14 protein-coding genes and 3 pseudogenes are annotated in these 17,214 nt (G+C 43.9%); all 17 read left to right on the forward strand.

The window, feature by feature from the left end; genetic code table 11:
• The first annotated feature begins 12 nt into the window (after positions 1-12).
• On the forward strand, positions 13-1,692 hold the full coding sequence (gene urtB, locus ACU6U9_RS06835; RefSeq protein ID WP_446734296.1) for an urea ABC transporter permease subunit UrtB: 1,680 nt from the start codon (positions 13-15) through the stop codon (positions 1,690-1,692).
• A gap of 3 nt (positions 1,693-1,695) precedes the next feature.
• On the forward strand, positions 1,696-2,874 hold the full coding sequence (urtC, locus tag ACU6U9_RS06840) for an urea ABC transporter permease subunit UrtC (RefSeq protein ID WP_446734297.1): 1,179 nt from the start codon (positions 1,696-1,698) through the stop codon (positions 2,872-2,874).
• 44 nt (positions 2,875-2,918) lie between these two features.
• Positions 2,919-3,644: pseudogene (gene urtD / locus ACU6U9_RS06845) on the forward strand (urea ABC transporter ATP-binding protein UrtD); the annotation flags it as partial.
• A 2-nt stretch (positions 3,645-3,646) separates the two neighbouring features.
• Positions 3,647-4,345, forward strand: a complete 699-nt coding sequence (gene urtE, locus ACU6U9_RS06850) for an urea ABC transporter ATP-binding subunit UrtE (RefSeq protein WP_446734298.1) — start codon at positions 3,647-3,649, stop codon at positions 4,343-4,345.
• A gap of 249 nt (positions 4,346-4,594) precedes the next feature.
• Positions 4,595-5,494 carry an urease accessory protein UreD gene (locus ACU6U9_RS06855; protein ID WP_446734299.1) on the forward strand — a complete coding sequence of 300 codons (900 nt, stop codon included), beginning with the start codon at positions 4,595-4,597 and terminating at the stop codon, positions 5,492-5,494.
• Positions 5,495-5,531: 37 nt separating this feature from the next.
• Positions 5,532-5,834: an urease subunit gamma gene (gene ureA, locus ACU6U9_RS06860; RefSeq protein WP_446734300.1), complete on the forward strand. Its 303-nt coding sequence runs from the start codon at positions 5,532-5,534 to the stop codon at positions 5,832-5,834.
• A 208-nt stretch (positions 5,835-6,042) separates the two neighbouring features.
• Positions 6,043-6,348, forward strand: a complete 306-nt coding sequence (locus tag ACU6U9_RS06865) for an urease subunit beta (protein WP_446734301.1) — start codon at positions 6,043-6,045, stop codon at positions 6,346-6,348.
• Positions 6,345-8,057, forward strand: coding sequence for an urease subunit alpha (ureC, locus tag ACU6U9_RS06870; protein WP_446734302.1), 1,713 nt, complete (start codon positions 6,345-6,347; stop codon positions 8,055-8,057). Before ACU6U9_RS06865 ends, ureC begins: the two co-directional genes overlap by 4 nt.
• Positions 8,058-8,322: 265 nt before the next feature.
• Positions 8,323-8,844 carry an urease accessory protein UreE gene (gene ureE / locus ACU6U9_RS06875; protein ID WP_446734303.1) on the forward strand — a complete coding sequence of 174 codons (522 nt, stop codon included), beginning with the start codon at positions 8,323-8,325 and terminating at the stop codon, positions 8,842-8,844.
• Positions 8,768-9,526 (forward strand): urease accessory protein UreF, encoded by a 759-nt coding sequence (locus ACU6U9_RS06880; RefSeq protein ID WP_446734304.1) that lies wholly within the window; start codon positions 8,768-8,770, stop codon positions 9,524-9,526. Before ureE ends, ACU6U9_RS06880 begins: the two co-directional genes overlap by 77 nt.
• 117 nt (positions 9,527-9,643) lie before the next feature.
• Positions 9,644-10,243: pseudogene (ureG, locus tag ACU6U9_RS06885) on the forward strand (urease accessory protein UreG); the annotation flags it as partial.
• 115 nt (positions 10,244-10,358) lie between these two features.
• Positions 10,359-10,901 carry a HupE/UreJ family protein gene (locus ACU6U9_RS06890; RefSeq protein WP_446734305.1) on the forward strand — a complete coding sequence of 181 codons (543 nt, stop codon included), beginning with the start codon at positions 10,359-10,361 and terminating at the stop codon, positions 10,899-10,901.
• Positions 10,902-11,481: 580 nt separating this feature from the next.
• Entirely contained in the window at positions 11,482-12,180 is a 699-nt protein-coding gene (locus ACU6U9_RS06895) for a TorF family putative porin (protein ID WP_446734306.1), read from the forward strand.
• A 63-nt stretch (positions 12,181-12,243) separates the two neighbouring features.
• On the forward strand, positions 12,244-12,582 hold the full coding sequence (gene glnK / locus ACU6U9_RS06900) for a P-II family nitrogen regulator (RefSeq protein WP_446734290.1): 339 nt from the start codon (positions 12,244-12,246) through the stop codon (positions 12,580-12,582).
• A gap of 88 nt (positions 12,583-12,670) precedes the next feature.
• Positions 12,671-13,940 (forward strand): annotated as a pseudogene (locus tag ACU6U9_RS06905) (ammonium transporter).
• Positions 13,941-14,201: 261 nt separating this feature from the next.
• Positions 14,202-14,816: a TorF family putative porin gene (locus ACU6U9_RS06910; RefSeq protein ID WP_446734307.1), complete on the forward strand. Its 615-nt coding sequence runs from the start codon at positions 14,202-14,204 to the stop codon at positions 14,814-14,816.
• Between the two features lie 396 nt (positions 14,817-15,212).
• Positions 15,213-17,105 carry a biosynthetic arginine decarboxylase gene (gene speA / locus ACU6U9_RS06915; RefSeq protein WP_446734308.1) on the forward strand — a complete coding sequence of 631 codons (1,893 nt, stop codon included), beginning with the start codon at positions 15,213-15,215 and terminating at the stop codon, positions 17,103-17,105.
• Positions 17,106-17,214 lie beyond the last annotated feature (109 nt).

Consider the following 17,214-nt stretch of genomic DNA (forward strand, 5'->3'; position numbering starts at 1 on the left):
TAAGGTGGCCCCATGAAATTATTTAAAGCATTACTATTGTGCACGTTTGCACTGGGTAATGTATTACCAGCAGTCGCAAACAGTAGTGAATGTAGCGTTCATTTAACGTCCAACGCAGAAGCTAGTCAGATAAACCCCTCACATAAAGCCAACTTCGAACAACTAAGTTGCCAGCTAGTCGATGCAAATTATGACAAAAAAGAAAAACTGATTTTATCGATTGCACAAAGCAATAATGACAACGCACTGCCGCTTATTAAGTTGTTATTAAATGCCGATTTATTTTACAACAAAAAAAATGGCGATCTAGTTACCCGTGAAAAACTAGAGAGCGGGAAATATAACGCAACATCCGTATTTACCGGTAATGTGCTAGGCGAATTTAAAAAACGTGATTTACGTAAAGTAGGTATTAATAACAATTTACGACGCACGATAAACGGTGTGATTGCTGAGTTACAGATCAGCTCCAATGATCCTGAGCAAAGAGAATCGGCAGCGTTAGAGTTATTAAAAGCAGCCGATAACTCAGCACTGACGATATTAGAAAAAGCATTAACAAAAGAAACCGATCAACATATTATCGATATCCTTAAAACTGCTCGCGCATTGGTTTTTTTGAAAAGTGATGATCCATTGGTTCGCATCGCAGCCATTCAGTTTTTAGATGGCTCGTTATACACCGAAACACGTAACGGCCTACTCGCTTTTTTAAATCGTGCGCAGCAAGCAGGCTATAGCAAAGCGGAAATTAAATTAGCGCAAACAACATTCGATGACATTAATGAGTTAATGAAGCTTAACGGTGTGCTAGAGAATGTATATTTTGGTGTGGCATTAGGTGCTGTGCTATTACTCGCCGCGATTGGTCTTGCGATTACATTTGGTGTAATGGGTGTGATTAACATGGCCCATGGCGAAATGATCATGTTAGGGGCTTACACCACGTTTGTTATCCAGCAACTGATGCCGAACAATATAGGTTTATCATTAGTGGTAGCGGTACCGGCTGCATTTTTAGTATCGGGTTTAGTCGGCGTATTAATTGAACGCAGTGTGATTCGCCATTTGTACGGCCGCCCATTAGAAACGTTACTTGCCACATTTGGTATCAGCCTTGTTTTACAACAAGCGGTACGTTCTATTTTTGGCCCGCTTAACCAAGATGTGCAAACACCCGGTTGGATGGCGGGTACGTTTACCGTGAACGCCGGCTTAGAGCTTACCTTTAATCGCTTATACATCATCATTTTTAGTTTATTAGTGTTGGCTGCGTTGGCAGTTGTCCTTAAGAAAACGTTATTTGGTTTGCAAATGCGAGCAGTGACAATGAACCGCCCAATGGCCAGTTCCATGGGAATCAAAACCGGTTGGGTTGATGCATTGACGTTCGGTTTGGGTTCAGGCATTGCGGGTATTGCAGGTGTTGCTCTTAGTCAGTTAACCAATGTAGGCCCTAACCTTGGCCAGCAATACATCATTGATAGTTTCATGGTGGTGGTATTTGGTGGTGTGGGTAATTTATGGGGAACCTTAGTGGGTGCAATGTCCCTTGGTATTGCGAATAAAATATTCGAGCCAATGGCCGGTGCCGTACTGGCAAAAATTATTGTCTTGGTTGCGATCATTTTGTTTATACAAAAACGTCCTCGCGGTTTATTCGCATTAAAAGGCCGCTCGGTGGAGGATTAATTGATGACTATTTCACAAACACAGGCACCTAAGTTAGGGCCGTTAGCAACTTTGTTAGTAGGCGATAAAGGCGGTCAACGATTGTTAATAGCAATCATCGCAGTCGCTATTATCTTTCCGTTTTGTAATTTGGTGTTCTCACCGGATTCTATTTTTCATGTTTCTACTTATGCTTTGACGTTAACCGGTAAATATTTATGTTATGCCTTACTGGCATTATCGGTTGATTTGATTTGGGGCTATTGCGGTATTTTAAGCTTGGGTCACGGTGCTTTTTTTGCATTAGGGGGTTATGCCATGGGCATGTACCTTATGCATCAAATAGGTGATCGTGGTGTATATGGTAATCCTGACTTACCCGACTTCATGGTGTTTTTAAGTTGGGGAGAGCTGCCTTGGTATTGGCTTGGCTTTGATCAATTTTGGTTTGCCATGTTAATGGTACTGTTGGTGCCAGGAACGCTGGCGTTTGTGTTTGGTTGGTTGGCATTTCGCTCCCGTGTAACGGGTGTGTATCTTTCGATTATTACCCAAGCGTTAACCTACGCCTTAATGCTGGCGTTTTTTAGAAATGACATGGGCTTTGGTGGCAACAATGGTTTAACCGATTTTAAAGACATTCTCGGTTTTGATTTACAAAGCAGTGGCACACGTAATGTATTGTTTATTGCATCTGCATTGGCACTGGCCTTGGGTTACTTAATTAGCCGTTTTATTACCACCTCAAAATTGGGTCGTGTACTGGTCAGTATCCGCGATGCAGAAAGTCGCACACGCTTTTTAGGTTACCGTGTTGAGCATTACAAACTGTTTGTATTTGTGGCCTCTGCCATGATGGCCGGTGTAGCGGGTGCTTTGTATGTGCCGCAAGTGGGAATTATCAATCCTGGTGAATTTACGCCTATTAACTCTATCGAAATTATTATCTGGGTAGCCGTTGGTGGTCGTGGCAGTTTGTTTGGTGCAGTGATTGGTGCCGTGGCCGTTAACTACGCTAAAACCTATTTTACCGGTGCATTTGCTGAGCTGTGGTTGTTTATGTTGGGCGGCTTGTTCGTATTAACCACCTTGTATTTGCCTAAAGGCATTGTAGGTTGGGTCAAACAAATGCAAGAAGGTGATGGCAAAGCAGCACAATGGTTAACGTTACTTACCAATAAATTCTCGAATAAGGGGGCGTAATTATGAGCGCATTACGACCTAAACACTTAGAACAAGAATACAGTTTATATATGGACGGCGTTAGCGTGAGCTTTGATGGCTTTAAAGCGCTTAATAATTTATCCCTTTATATTAAGCCCGGTGAAATGCGCGCGATTATAGGCCCAAATGGCGCGGGTAAAACCACCATGATGGATGTGATTACCGGTAAAACCAAACCAGATAACGGTACGGTTTTATTTAATAACACCACAGACTTGACTCAATTTGATGAAGCCGCGGTTGCTAATATTGGAGTGGGCCGTAAATTTCAAAAACCAAGCGTCATTGAAAGCTTAACGGTATTTGAAAATTTAGAGCTATCGCAAAAAGGCGGCCGTGGTATTTGGCAGGCTTTGTTTCACTCGTTAAGTGATCAGCAAGAGCAAAAAATTGCAGAAACCCTAGAGCTGATTGCTTTAACTGACAAGCGTGATGAGCTCGCGGCTAATTTGTCCCATGGCCAAAAACAATGGTTAGAAATAGGCATGCTTATCTCACAAGAACCAGAGCTTTTATTAATTGATGAACCTGCCGCTGGCATGACCGACGAAGAAACCATGAAGACCGCAGAGCTATTTAAAAAACTCGCTAAAAAGCATTCGTTAGTGGTGGTTGAACATGACATGGACTTTATTGCAGCACTTGATTGCAAAGTGACGGTATTGCACGAAGGCAGTGTGTTGGCCGAAGGCTCGTTAGAGTCTGTGCAAAACAATCAACAAGTCATCGAAGTGTATTTGGGGCGTTAATTATGTTGGAAGTTAAAAATTTAGATGTCGCTTATGGCGCAAGCCAAGCACTTTACGATGTTTCCATGAGCGCTGAAATAGGTAAAGTCACTTGTGTACTTGGGCGCAACGGTGTGGGCAAAACCACATTAATGAAAGCGTTGTCAGGCCACTTATCCCCAAAAGCGGGTGATGTCGTGTGGCAAGGGAGCTCGATTTCGGGGCAAGCACCGTATGACCGTGCTAAAAATGGCATTGCTTATGTGCCGCAAGGTCGTGATATTTTTTCGCAATTAACCGTTGAAGAAAACTTAAAAACCGCATTTTCAAGTTTACCGAAAAAACTGCGTTTTATTGATGAAGAAGTGTTTGAATTGTTTCCTGTGCTTAAAAAGATGCTGCATCGTCGAGGTGGTGATTTAAGTGGCGGCCAACAGCAGCAGCTTGCCATTGCGCGTGCGTTATTGCTGCGCCCTAAAATGTTGATTTTGGATGAGCCAACAGAAGGCATTCAGCCTTCGATTATTAAGGATATTCAGAAAGTCATCGAGCTTTTGCGCGAAAGGGGCATCATGGCCATTATCTTGGTAGAGCAATACTTAGACTTTGCCACGGCACTTGCTGATGAATACATTATTTTAGAACGTGGCCGCGTTGTTTCCGCTGGGGACCAGCAACAACTTCAAACATCGGATGATGTGCAGCGGTTGTTAGCGATTTAATAAACAGTAGGCGTATCCACCTCGGTGCGCCTTTTTACGGTTTCGGTAATGATGGTGAAATTTAGTTAATCAATCATGGTGCAGGCGCACTAATCTGGTGCCAAAAATTCAATTGACCAATCGGTCAACTATCTTCAGCCCTGATGAATAAAGGGTTTTGATAGTTGGCTCCCTCTTTGCATTATTAGCAGTCAACTTTATAAAAAGATGTTTTATGCATCATTACTGTGCAAAGAAGACGGTTTATTCATGAATATGTTGAGTGCTCCACAAGCCAATGCCCAAGTTGATGGAATAGATCCTCGTTGGCGTGCGCTGTTTCGTGGCGAGTTTTACGCAGCATCAACGTCTTCTAATGGTCTTCATACGCGCATGGGTAAGACCATGCATTTTGGGCCTCTACGTGTACAGCGACCGTTTTATCCTGAAGGTCCTGAATTACTGCATATGTATTTGCTTCACCCACCAGGTGGCTTAGTAGGGGGCGATCAATTAGTCATACAAGTGCATGCCCATGATCAAGCTAAGGTATTGGTGACAACGCCGTCAGCAGGCAAACTGTATCGAAATGAAACTGAATTAAATCAAGTACAGCAAGTGTCGATTCAAGTAGGTGCTGACAGTGCCGTGGAATATTTGCCCCAAGAAAATATTATTTTTAACGGGGCAAAAGGCGAATTAAATACCAAGGTACAGGTCAGCGGTGACGGTTTATTTATTGGTTGGGAAATCACCTGCCTAGGTCGCCCAGAAAGTGATGCATTGTTTACCGAGGGTAAACTCAAACAAACCTTGGCTATTTATCAAGATGAAACCTTATTGTTTATCGACCGTTTTAATTTAGATGCATTAAGCGGTGTATTAAGTAGTCGTGTCGGTTTACAAAATTATTCTGTATTTGCCACGTTTGTCATTAATCGAAATATTGATTCCGCCGTTATGCAATCTTTACTTGAGCTGCAAGAAGCCTGTAATGCGTTATCACACGATGTCCTTATTGGTATTACGCAAAAAAAAGGCCTCATAATTATTCGTGCTCTTGGCCAGCGAGCCGAACCGATTCGCAATCAATTTGAACGTATTTGGCAGCTATTACGCCCGTCTGTTTATGGTCGTGAAGCGTGTACCCCAAGAATTTGGAATACTTAATTTAAGGCAAGGCTGTGGTCTTGCCTAGGAGAACACTATGGAATTGTCACCTCGTGAAAAAGATAAGCTCTTGCTGTATGTCGCAGGCGAAGTTGCACAAAAGCGCAAAAATCGCGGTGTGAAGTTAAATTACCCAGAAACCATTGCGTTGATCAGTTGCTTCATTATGGAAGGCGCTCGTGATGGCTTAACCGTGGCGCAATTAATGAATGATGGTCGCCAAGTGATCGGCCGTGATGATGTGATGGATGGCATTGCGGAAATGATTCATGAAGTGCAAGTAGAGGCCACCTTCCCGGACGGGACGAAATTGGTAACGGTACACAACCCAATCGCTTAATTGAGGGAAGCTAGCTGCGTTGTTATTACGGCGTTAAATTTTTAATTTTGATCGTAACATAGGCAAGCTATGCGCCTCACAAAATTAAAAATTTGCCTTGTACTAACGGCTTCGCAAACGCTCCTGAAAAATTGTGAAGGGTGTTATTTGTAGGAGGCCGCTCGCGAGCGAATCTCTGATTAAAAAATTAAGTGTTTAAGGAATAATTATGATCCCAGGTGAAGTGATTTGTGCACAAGGCGATATTGAACTGAACGTGGGTTTGGACACGTTAACTGTCACCGTTGCCAATACAGGTGATCGACCAATTCAAGTGGGCAGTCATTATCATTTTTATGAAACTAACCCAGCATTAACGTTTGAGCGAGACAACACAAAAGGCTTTCGCTTAAACGTAGCCGCGGGCACTGCGGTGCGGTTTGAGCCAGGGCAAACACGAACGGTTGAATTGGTGGCCATTGCAGGTAAGAGAAAAATTTACGGATTCCGCGGTGAGGTAATGGGGCAATTATGAAAATCTCAAGACAAGCATATGCCGACATGTACGGCGCCACGGTGGGTGATAAAGTTCGCCTAGGCGATACCGAATTATTTATTACCCCAGAAAAAGATTACACGGTTTACGGCGACGAAGTGAAATTTGGCGGTGGTAAAGTGATCCGTGATGGTATGGGCCAAAGCCAAGCCATGAGTGAACAAATAGCCGATACTGTTATCACCAATGCGTTGATTCTAGATTATTGGGGCATCGTAAAAGCGGATGTGGGCATTAAAGCGGGCCGTATCATGGCCATCGGTAAAGCGGGTAATCCAGACACTCAACAAAACGTCACCATCGAAGTTGGGCCGGGCACGGAAGTCATAGCAGGTGAAGGGCAAATTCTCACCCCAGGTGGTATTGATGCCCACATACATTTCATTTGTCCGCAACAAATTGAAGAAGCACTCATGAGCGGTGTGACGACTATGTTGGGTGGTGGCACAGGCCCAGCAACGGGCACCAATGCAACCACCTGTACTCCTGGGCCATGGCACATCGGTAAGATGTTACAAGCGGTGGATGACTTACCTATGAACATTGGTTTTTTAGGGAAGGGCAACGCCAGTTTACCTGGGCCGTTAATCGAGCAAGTGGAAGCTGGCGTCATGGGTTTAAAATTGCACGAAGATTGGGGTACGACACCTGCTTCTATTGATAACTGCTTAACCGTCGCCGAAGAGCATGATGTGCAAGTGGCTATACATACCGATACGCTAAACGAATCTGGTTTTGTTGAAGACACGATCGCGGCATTTAAAGGCCGTGTGATTCATACCTATCACACAGAAGGGGCGGGCGGTGGTCATGCGCCTGACATTATTAAAGCCTGTGGCGAAAGTAATGTGTTGCCGTCATCCACTAACCCGACCCGTCCTTACACGGTGAACACGGTTGATGAACATTTAGACATGCTCATGGTGTGTCACCATTTAGACCCTAACATTCCAGAAGACGTGGCGTTTGCCGATTCACGTATTCGCCGTGAAACCATTGCTGCTGAAGATATTTTGCATGACCTTGGGGCGTTCTCAATGATCTCATCAGACTCGCAAGCCATGGGCCGTGTGGGTGAAGTGATTACACGTACTTGGCAAACCGCGCACAAAATGAAAGTTCAACGCGGCGCATTAGCTGAAGACGCTAATGCAGAAGTCGAAGGCACAGATAACTTTCGTTGCAAACGTTACATTGCAAAATACGCCATTAACCCAGCCATCACTATGGGCGTGGCCCATGAAGTGGGTTCCATTGAAGTGGGTAAACTTGCGGATTTAGTCCTGTGGAAACCCATGTTTTTTGGAACCAAGCCATCGCTGATTTTAAAAGGCGGCATGATTGCGGGTGCCCCAATGGGTGACCCTAATGCATCGATTCCAACACCTCAACCTGTGCATTATCGACCTATGTTTGGTGCCATGGGTAAAGCGGTGAATCAAACCAGTATTACTTTTGTATCCAAAGCGTCTATTGAAAAAGATACGTTGTCTTATTTAGGGTTACAAAAACAATTAAGCGCGGTGAAAAATACACGCACAATTTCGAAAGCAGACATGAAGCTTAACGATTACCAGCCCGTGTTAGAAGTAGACCCAGAAACCTATGTGGTAAAAGCGGACGGCCAAGTATTAACGTGTGAACCAGCAGAAAGTTTACCGTTAGCGCAGCGTTATTATTTATTTTAAGCATAAATGAACCGTCATATGTGGCGGGAAAAACAACATGTAGGAGTCGAGCCCTGCTCGCGATACCAAAAGCCAAATTAACAGATAAATGAAAAGATGGTGAACGATCTAATTGGCACAAACACTCTCGTCGTTTGAAGTTGAAAATTAGATGCGGGTATCGCGAGCAGGGCTCGACTCCTACCGTATGTTATTTACAAGGAGCTGAGATAAAAGTGGAAAATAAAACAAACATTTTATTCCTCATTTTTCATCTCTAACAATCATGAAAATATTTACAAAAATTCTAGAAGCCGAGTTACCAAGTGGTTCAGCCAGCGAATCCATTAGCTTAAATTTTGATGAACGCAAACGTGGTCGCTTAAAGTTAACCACAGACAATGGCAACGAAGCGGGCATTCAAATTGAACGCGGACATGTGTTACGTCATGGTACGGTATTGACCAATGAGCAAGGTGATTACTTAACGATTTTTGCGTCCAACGAAAGTGTGACCACCGCAAAAGTTGATGACTCGATGTTATTTGCCCGTGGTTGTTATCACTTGGGTAACCGCCATGTACCACTGCAAATCGGTGAAGGTTTTTTACGCTTTCAAGAAGATTATGTTTTAGAAGACATGTTACACGGTTTAGGGATTCATGCGGTGCACGAGCAAGCGCCGTTTGAGCCAGAAAACGGTGCCTATGCACCGGGCACAGGCCATCATCATGGTCACTCCCATTCACATGATGACGATCATGGGCATTCTCATGACGATGGCCATCACCATGGTCACAGTCACTAACATGTCGCAAGCTAATTCTCACAGTCTGTTAGCGCTTTTGCATGTATCTAGCCCGGCTTTGCCCGTTGGTGCATTTGCCTATAGCCAAGGATTAGAATACGCGTTGGATTGTGGTTGGTGCAAAAATGATAAAGATGTAAAAAGTTGGATTGAAGATAATTTACGTCTTGGGTTTGGCCAATTAGATTTGCCGATTTATATTCGGATGTTTAACGCATGGCAAAATAATGATAGCGAAACGGTGAACGACTGGAATCACACCCTATTAAGCTTTCGTGAAAGCAAAGAATTATGGCTTGAAGATACGCAAGTGGGCAGCGCGTATGTGCAATGGCATTTAGGCCAAGACCCAGCTCGCGAGCCATTGGTTAAAAGTATCAAACAACCCAGCGTAGTGTCGATGAACTCACTGGCGGCATCACTGAATAAAATAGATTTGCCCACTGCATTAATTGGGTTTGCATGGAGCTGGTGTGAAAATCAAGTAACCAGTGCCAGTAAAGCGCTACCGCTCGGGCAAACCCAAGCACAGCAAATTTTACAAACATTGATTCCGGTAATAGCGGATGTATGTGAACAAGCAACAAAAATTGAAGACGATGACATTGGCACCGGCTTAATGGGCTTAGCCATTGCATCATCATTACATGAACAACAGTATTCAAGATTATTTAGATCATAGCGGTGTGTGGGAGTGGCACGCTGAGCGCCCTTCCACAAAAAATTAAACATTAAAAAGCGTGAGTTGGAGCGGTATTAAGCCGTAGTACCAACATAATTAGCTTTAAAGGAATCATTTATGAAACAAGTATTACGTGTAGGCGTCGGCGGCCCAGTGGGTTCAGGTAAAACCGCTTTATTAAAAATGCTATGTCAAACCATGCGCGACCATTACAACATTGCAGTTGTCACCAATGACATTTATACCAAAGAAGATGCGCAGTTTTTGATGCGCAATAAGGTATTAGATGAAGATCGTATCATGGGAGTAGAAACCGGTGGCTGCCCGCATACGGCGATTCGCGAAGACGCATCAATGAATCTAGCCGCTGTGAAAGAATTACAAGACAAACACGAAGGCTTAGAAGTGGTGTTTGTTGAAAGCGGTGGCGATAATTTATCGGCGACGTTTAGCCCAGAGCTATCTGATTTAACCTTGTATGTGATTGACGTGTGCGCTGGGGATAAGATTCCGCGTAAAGGCGGCCCAGGTATTACAAAATCAGACATGTTAATTATTAACAAAGTTGATATAGCCGAACATGTAGGAGCATCGTTAGAAGTGATGCATCGTGATGCCAATAAAATGCGCCATGGCCGACCGTTTGTATTAGCAAATGTTGAAACCAGCAAAGGCGTAGCAGAAATTATTCGCTTTATCATTGATCAAGGCATGCTAGAAAAGCGCGTAAGTATTGAGCCGCTGCTTAATGAAATGTTGCCTGGCCATGAAGTGGATGAGCAAGCTGAAATCCATTCAACCCGATCTTTATAAGCTTAATAAGGAAGTCATAATGAAAAAGATATTCGCTGCACTGTTGTTGAATTTACCGATGCTTGTCATGGCTCACCCGGGCCATGAATCCATTTCTGCTACTCAAGGGCTAATAGCAGGTGCATTGCATCCATTAATGGGCATTGATCATTTATTGGCTTTTGCCGCGCTGGGTATATTGTTGTTTCGTCTTAAAGCAAAACAAGCAATGTTAATTGGTTCGGCCTTTGTGGTGCTGTTAGCGGTTGGATTTTATGGCGCACAAATGGGCGCATTACAATTGGCGAGTGCTACGGTTGAATCTTTGATTTTATTGTCAGTTGTCTTGTCGATTGCGTGCCTTGGGTTGGGGCGTTTTGTTGGTCATTATAAAAGTGCGTTATTAGTAACAGCATTTGCAATTTTTCATGGTGTTGCACATGGTGTTGAAGTGCCTGCGGGTGCAAGTAGCCATGGCTTTGCAGCAGGGTTTTTATTCTCAACCTGTGCCGTATTGTTATTGGTGCGAAAAGGAACATCTTTTGTTAGCGCCTTATCGTGTAAACAGCCACACACACTTTAAGTTAACTTAATTGGTGGCCCTGACTCATGTGTTTCATGCAGGGCTCACTAATTTAAACGTATGTGTCGGCGCATATACACTCTGTGTGCGCCTATAGCGTGCAGTCGTTTATAAACTGCCCGTATTTGAACATTTAAACTTCTTCTATATTTCTTCTTTCTCTCAGTCAAATTAAGCAAAAGTACTTCAAGTTTTCCTTCTTTACGTTGATATAAAATTAATGTGTCTCATAACAGTGCCGCAAACCAAACATTATACTTCAGATGCCCTTTTTGTGCCCCCTTTGTTCGTTTTTCGCATCATATTGGTGCTGTTAAAAAGATTTTCAGCTGAAAATCGAAGCCGAACAATGATAAATAGAGGAATTTAATAAGTTGGCATTGGGTTTGCAAACTACAGAGATATACATTCATACATAACAATAACTAATAAAAACTGCGCAGCACTCAATGAATCATTTTTTGTTGAGTTTTATAAGGGCCAAAAGTTCTTCGCGTACATTACAAAACCAAATTGTTTTGACTTTTTTTGACGATAATAAAACCAAAAATTAAACGATATAGAACGAAGGAAATAAATTATGAAAACTCTATCTAAAGCGGTTGCGATAGCTTCTCTTATTTCAGCAGGCGTAATGGCGTCTCAAGCAGCGAACGCAGAAGTATCTTACTCTGCTGGTGTTGCGACTACTTACTTATGGCGTGGTCAAGATTTAGGTGGTGCAGCAGTTTCTGCGGCAGCTGATTACTCTCATGATTCTGGTGCGTATGCTGGTGTTTGGGGTTCTTCTGGTGATCTAGCATTGGGCAATGAATACGATCTATATGTTGGTTTTGCAAAAGAGTTTGGCGATTTCTCTGCTGACCTACAAGCGGTAACCTACGTTTACAACAAAGCAACAGAAGACGGTAACGACGTTTATGGATCGCCTGGTGAATTATCTGACGGTATTTTATCGTTAGGGTTCATGGACGCTTCTGTTACTTACATCACTTCTTTAATTAGCGGCAGTCCTAGCTACGTTAATCTTGGCTATTCAGTTGCCGGTGCCGACATTGCTGTTGGTATAAGTGATAATGATGGTGGTCAAGAATACACCCACCTAGATTTATCTTATGGTCTAACCGATCAACTTAGCATCACGGTTTCTAAAATCGTAGATCAATCAAATACAACAGCTTCATTGCTAGGCGATGATGGTATTGCAGGTACTGACGACGACGGCTCTGAACTTGATGATGACGTTATCGTTGTAATGTCTTACAGCCTACCTCTTTAATTTTAAGTAGAATAAAGCTGGGGTTTCCCCAGCTTTATTTTTTAAATCCTCAAGGAGTTTGATATGAAATTGGTTACGGCCGTTATCAAGCCATTTAAATTAGACGACGTGCGCGAAGCACTCTCTGAAATTGGCGTTCAAGGCATCACAGTGACAGAAGTTAAAGGCTTCGGTCGCCAAAAAGGTCACACCGAACTGTACCGTGGTGCAGAATACGTCGTCGACTTCTTACCAAAAGTAAAACTCGAAATCGCCATTGATGACGCACTCACAGACAAAGTCATCGAAGCCGTATCGAAAGCCGCCAACACAGGCAAAATCGGTGACGGCAAAATCTTCGTGACAGCCCTAGAGCAAATCGTACGCATTCGTACCGGTGAGACAGGCGCTGACGCTGTTTAATGTTTTTAAACAAAAACATTAAACACTTTTAGTTTGTAAATTATTTCTGACGTTTTAAAAACGGATTGAAGCTTAATGCGGGGGCATTATGGAAAACAATGTGTTTCAACTTCAGTACGCCATGGATACCTTTTACTTCTTGGTATGTGGCGCACTTGTAATGTGGATGGCGGCTGGTTTCGCCATGCTCGAAGCCGGTCTTGTTCGATCAAAGAACACCACCGAAATATTAACCAAGAACGTGGCCTTATTCGCCATCTCTTGCACCATGTACATGGTCTGCGGCTACGCCATCATGTATGGCGGTGACCTTATTCTTATCCGGCATCACCGAAGTCGACACCGCAGCCGTACTGGCTGACTACGCCGCTCGTGAAGACGGCTTCGAAGGCGGATCAATCTACTCAGGCGCATCAGACTTCTTCTTCCAAGTCGTCTTCGTCGCCACCGCCATGTCCATCGTATCCGGTGCCGTAGCAGAGCGCATGAAACTATGGTCATTCCTAGTATTCGCTGTGGTCATGACCGGTGTTATCTACCCAATGGAAGGTGCTTGGACATGGGGCGGTCAATCTGTCTTTGGCCTGTACTCCCTAGGCGATGACTTTGGGTTCTCAGACTTTGCCGGTTCGGGTATCGTCCACATGGCCGGTGCAGCAGCCGCCCTTGCGGGTGTACTACTACTCGGTCCACGTAAAGGTAAATACGGCCGTAATGGTGAAATCAACGCCATCCCAGGTGCCAACCTACCGCTCGCAACATTAGGCACCTTCATCCTATGGATGGGCTGGTTCGGCTTCAACGGTGGATCCGTTCTAAAACTGGGCGACATCGCCAACGCAAACGCCGTCGCCGTTGTCTTCACCAACACCAATGCAGCCGCCGCCGGTGGTCTCATTGGCGCACTCATCCTAGCGCGCATCTTATTCAAGAAAGCGGATTTAACCATGGCCCTTAACGGAGCATTAGCCGGACTGGTCGCCATCACAGCAGAACCATCCACCCCGACCCCACTAATGGCCACCATCATCGGTGCAATCGGTGGTGTTATCGTTGTGTTATCGATCCTAACGCTGGATAAAATGAAAATTGATGACCCAGTAGGTGCCATCTCTGTTCACGGTGTTGTGGGCTTATTCGGCTTACTGGTTGTGCCATTAACCAACGACGGCACCACCATCGGTGGTCAGCTAATGGGTGCACTCACCATCTTCGTTTGGGTATTTGCAGCAAGCTTCGTGACTTGGGGCATTATCAAAGCGGTTATGGGTATTCGTGTTAGCGAAGAAGAAGAGTATGAAGGTGTTGACCTTGCCGAGTGTGGCATGGAAGCTTACCCAGAGTTCACTTCTAAATAATATCGCTTTACGCTAAATGGGAGACGGAAGACGCTGTTTTCCGTTCTTCAAAAAAGCCTCGATTTCATCGGGGCTTTTTTGTGTTCAAAATCATGATATTTGAAAGGAGGGCCCCTAGAGGCCGTATTGCTTTCTATGACGCTATCGAAGGACAAGCCCATTGAACCTTTTTAATTTTCGCTTATCCAATCCCCAACATTCCATGCCTAGCAAAGACTTGCTATAGTGCGCGGCAATCATCACCTCTAAGAATAAAGTTAAATGTCTAAGTATTTACTTGTGTTAGCGGCCTTCATTATGGCCAGTCCTGTTTACGCTGATCTCACTACTAATATGGGTGCAGCTACCAAATATATGTCTCGAGGCGTAAAACAAAGCGATGCCGATATCGTTATTAATGGCGGCATTGATTATACCGGTCCGTTTGGTTTTTATGCAGGGGCTTGGGGTTATACAGGAAGCATTGAAGATTTTGATACCTCTGAAGTGAATGCTTACGGTGGCTTTGCTTACAATTTAGGTAACGTTGCGCTGGGTGGCGGCGTGATCGGTTATGAGCGTGGTGGCGATAAACCTGATAATACAGAATATAATGTGAACTTGGCGTGGAGTGATTACCGCTTAAGTGTCTACCAAGATGATGACAGTACTTACGAATACAAAGAGTTAGCCGCTAATTATGAATTTTGGGATGATGCAGGAATCGCCTTTAAGGCGGGTTTATTAACCCCTGATGAAACAAAAGAATTATGGGACTATTCTGTGACGCTGGTTTTGGCCATGCCATCGAAAGTGGACTTCGAAGTATTACTGACTAATCAGCAGAAAAAAGGCTACTCCCTTGTGTTGGGAATCAGTCAGCAATTTGATTGGTAAATGTGATGTAACAGTATATATGGGAGCTTAGGCTCCCTTTTTTTGGTCAACGAAATTACAGTAAAATTTTTTTTACTGGGCTTTACGTGTTTTTTAATGGTATTAGTCGTTTTGTGTATAGAGATTGCTATTAAAGCCGCCAATGTGGTTTTAAATATATAAATGTCTTGATGTAGCGGCTTTGATGAATAGAATGCGCGAGCGTTATTGCTAGACTATGATCAGGAGGCAAAGCTAGATCGGTTACCCAATCTAGCTCTGTCACCTAATGCGGGGGATGGTTACCTTACTTAATTTTTTGAGTTTGGAAAAGACCATTCGCTGCAATAAAGGGCATTTTTTTAACCAGTGCAAACTTTTAGTGCAGTTATATATAGCTAAGGTGGATTGAACGATATGCAAATGGATGCTCAACAAGCACGTGATGTTTATAACATCGAACATTGGAGCGAAGGCTTTTTTGATATAAACACACAGGGTGATGTGGTGGTGAGCCCGTTTGATGACGTTAGGGTGAGCTTTAAAGACTTAGTAGAACAGGCACATAAAGATGGCTTAGCTTTACCTTTGCTGATGCGCTTTCCTGCTATCTTGCATGATCGTGTTAAGGCAATTAATGAAGCCTTCAGGAATGCGAGCCAGTTGCATGCTTATAAAGGTACTTACACCAGTGTGTACCCTATTAAGGTTAACCAGCAACGCCGTGTGGTTGAAGAGCTGATCAATGGTCAGAAACAGCAAGGCCAATCCATTGGCTTAGAGGCTGGCAGTAAGCCTGAGTTGATGGCTGTACTGGCGATGGCGGGTCAAAGTAAAGCCACCGTTGTATGCAATGGCTATAAAGACCGTCATTACATTCGCCTTGCGTTATTGGGTGAAAAGCTGGGCCACAAAGTGTATCTCGTAGTTGAAAAACTGTCTGAATTGGATCTCATTCTTGCAGAGGCCAAATCATTAAACGTGACGCCAAGAATTGGCGTGCGTGCGCGTTTAGCCTCAGTGGGCAAAGGCAATTGGCAAAACACTGGTGGGGAGAAATCAAAGTTCGGTTTGTCTGCTAATCAAATTATACAAGTGTTCGAGCAACTGAAAGCGCATGGTAGCTTAGCCAGCTTACAACTTTTGCACTTCCACTTAGGCAGTCAAATTGCCAATATTCGTGATATTCAAAGCGGCTTACGTGAATGTGGCCGTATCTTTACCGAGCTATGTCTTTTAGGTGCCAACATTAATGTTGTTGATGTGGGTGGCGGTCTTGGCGTTGATTACGAAGGCACGCGCTCACGCAGCTTCTGCTCAATGAACTACAGCATGGGCGAATACGCCAATAATGTGGTTTATGCCTTTAATGAAGCCGCGAACCAAGCTGATTTGCCGCATCCAGATATCATCACTGAATCCGGTCGAGCGTTAACCGCGCACCATGCTGTCTTGTTGACCAATGTGATTGATTGGGAACAACCAATGACAGACGAGGTACAGCCGCCTTTAGAAGAAGACTCGCCATTAGTGCATCACATGTGGGATGTTTATCAGCGCATTATTAATCCAAGTAAGCGCTCGTTATTAGAAGCCTACCACGATGTCCAACATGACTTAGCCGATAGCCAAAGCGCGTTTTTACAAGGCAACATCAGCTTAAAAGAGCGAGCCAAGATTGAAGCCTATGCGAATACGATTAATCAGTGTTTATCGGAAAAACTCTCCCCAAATGCAAAAGGGCAGGCGCAAGTATTAGATCGCTTACAAGAAACCCAAGCCGATAAATTGTTTGTTAACTTTTCACTGTTTCAATCGATACCCGATGCATGGGGCATTGATCAAATATTCCCAATTCTGCCGTTAACGGGTTTGAATCGGCCGGTGACGCGTCGAGCGGTGATTCAGGATATGACTTGTGACAGCGATGGTCGTGTTGAGCAGTATATTGAGGGCGATAGCATTGAGACCACACTGCCGATGCCAAGCTATGCGGACCACGAAGATATCCTCATGGGCTTTTTTATGGTGGGCGCTTATCAAGAAATTTTAGGGGATTTACACAATCTATTTGGCGATACCGATTCGGTTGATGTGTACATTAATGATAAAGGCGATATAGCCTTTAAATCGGCCCAACAGGGCGATACCGTTGGCAAGGTTCTCCAGTATGTGAATTTCGATATACCTACGCTTCAAGAGGCCTACAGTCGCATTCTGAAGGGTTCACAGTTGGCGCCTGAAGAGAAAACATTGTTTTTGTCAGAATTAGAAAAAACCTTGGCATCTTCTACCTACTTGCAGATGTGATATTCCAAAATGAGCTTTAAAATTAGGTATTAAGTGTAATTAGATATAGCGATTTATCTGACAGATAGCTTTTCCTGAACTATAAATTTCTACGCAGCGTTTATTGCTC

It is taken from the genome of Pseudomonas sp. HK3 (genome assembly GCF_052920985.1).

Coding starts and splice junctions, on each gene's coding strand:
- urtE (WP_446734298.1), top strand. CDS start 3,647: ATGTTGGAAGTTAAAAATTTAGATGTCGCTTATGGCGCAAGCCAAGCA.
- ureC (WP_446734302.1), top strand. CDS start 6,345: ATGAAAATCTCAAGACAAGCATATGCCGACATGTACGGCGCCACGGTG.
- urtB (WP_446734296.1), top strand. CDS start 13: ATGAAATTATTTAAAGCATTACTATTGTGCACGTTTGCACTGGGTAAT.
- ACU6U9_RS06880 (WP_446734304.1), top strand. CDS start 8,768: ATGGTCACTCCCATTCACATGATGACGATCATGGGCATTCTCATGACG.
- ACU6U9_RS06890 (WP_446734305.1), top strand. CDS start 10,359: ATGAAAAAGATATTCGCTGCACTGTTGTTGAATTTACCGATGCTTGTC.
- glnK (WP_446734290.1), top strand. CDS start 12,244: ATGAAATTGGTTACGGCCGTTATCAAGCCATTTAAATTAGACGACGTG.
- ureA (WP_446734300.1), top strand. CDS start 5,532: ATGGAATTGTCACCTCGTGAAAAAGATAAGCTCTTGCTGTATGTCGCA.
- ACU6U9_RS06910 (WP_446734307.1), top strand. CDS start 14,202: ATGTCTAAGTATTTACTTGTGTTAGCGGCCTTCATTATGGCCAGTCCT.
- ACU6U9_RS06865 (WP_446734301.1), top strand. CDS start 6,043: ATGATCCCAGGTGAAGTGATTTGTGCACAAGGCGATATTGAACTGAAC.
- ACU6U9_RS06895 (WP_446734306.1), top strand. CDS start 11,482: ATGAAAACTCTATCTAAAGCGGTTGCGATAGCTTCTCTTATTTCAGCA.
- ACU6U9_RS06855 (WP_446734299.1), top strand. CDS start 4,595: ATGAATATGTTGAGTGCTCCACAAGCCAATGCCCAAGTTGATGGAATA.
- urtC (WP_446734297.1), top strand. CDS start 1,696: ATGACTATTTCACAAACACAGGCACCTAAGTTAGGGCCGTTAGCAACT.
- speA (WP_446734308.1), top strand. CDS start 15,213: ATGCAAATGGATGCTCAACAAGCACGTGATGTTTATAACATCGAACAT.
- ureE (WP_446734303.1), top strand. CDS start 8,323: ATGAAAATATTTACAAAAATTCTAGAAGCCGAGTTACCAAGTGGTTCA.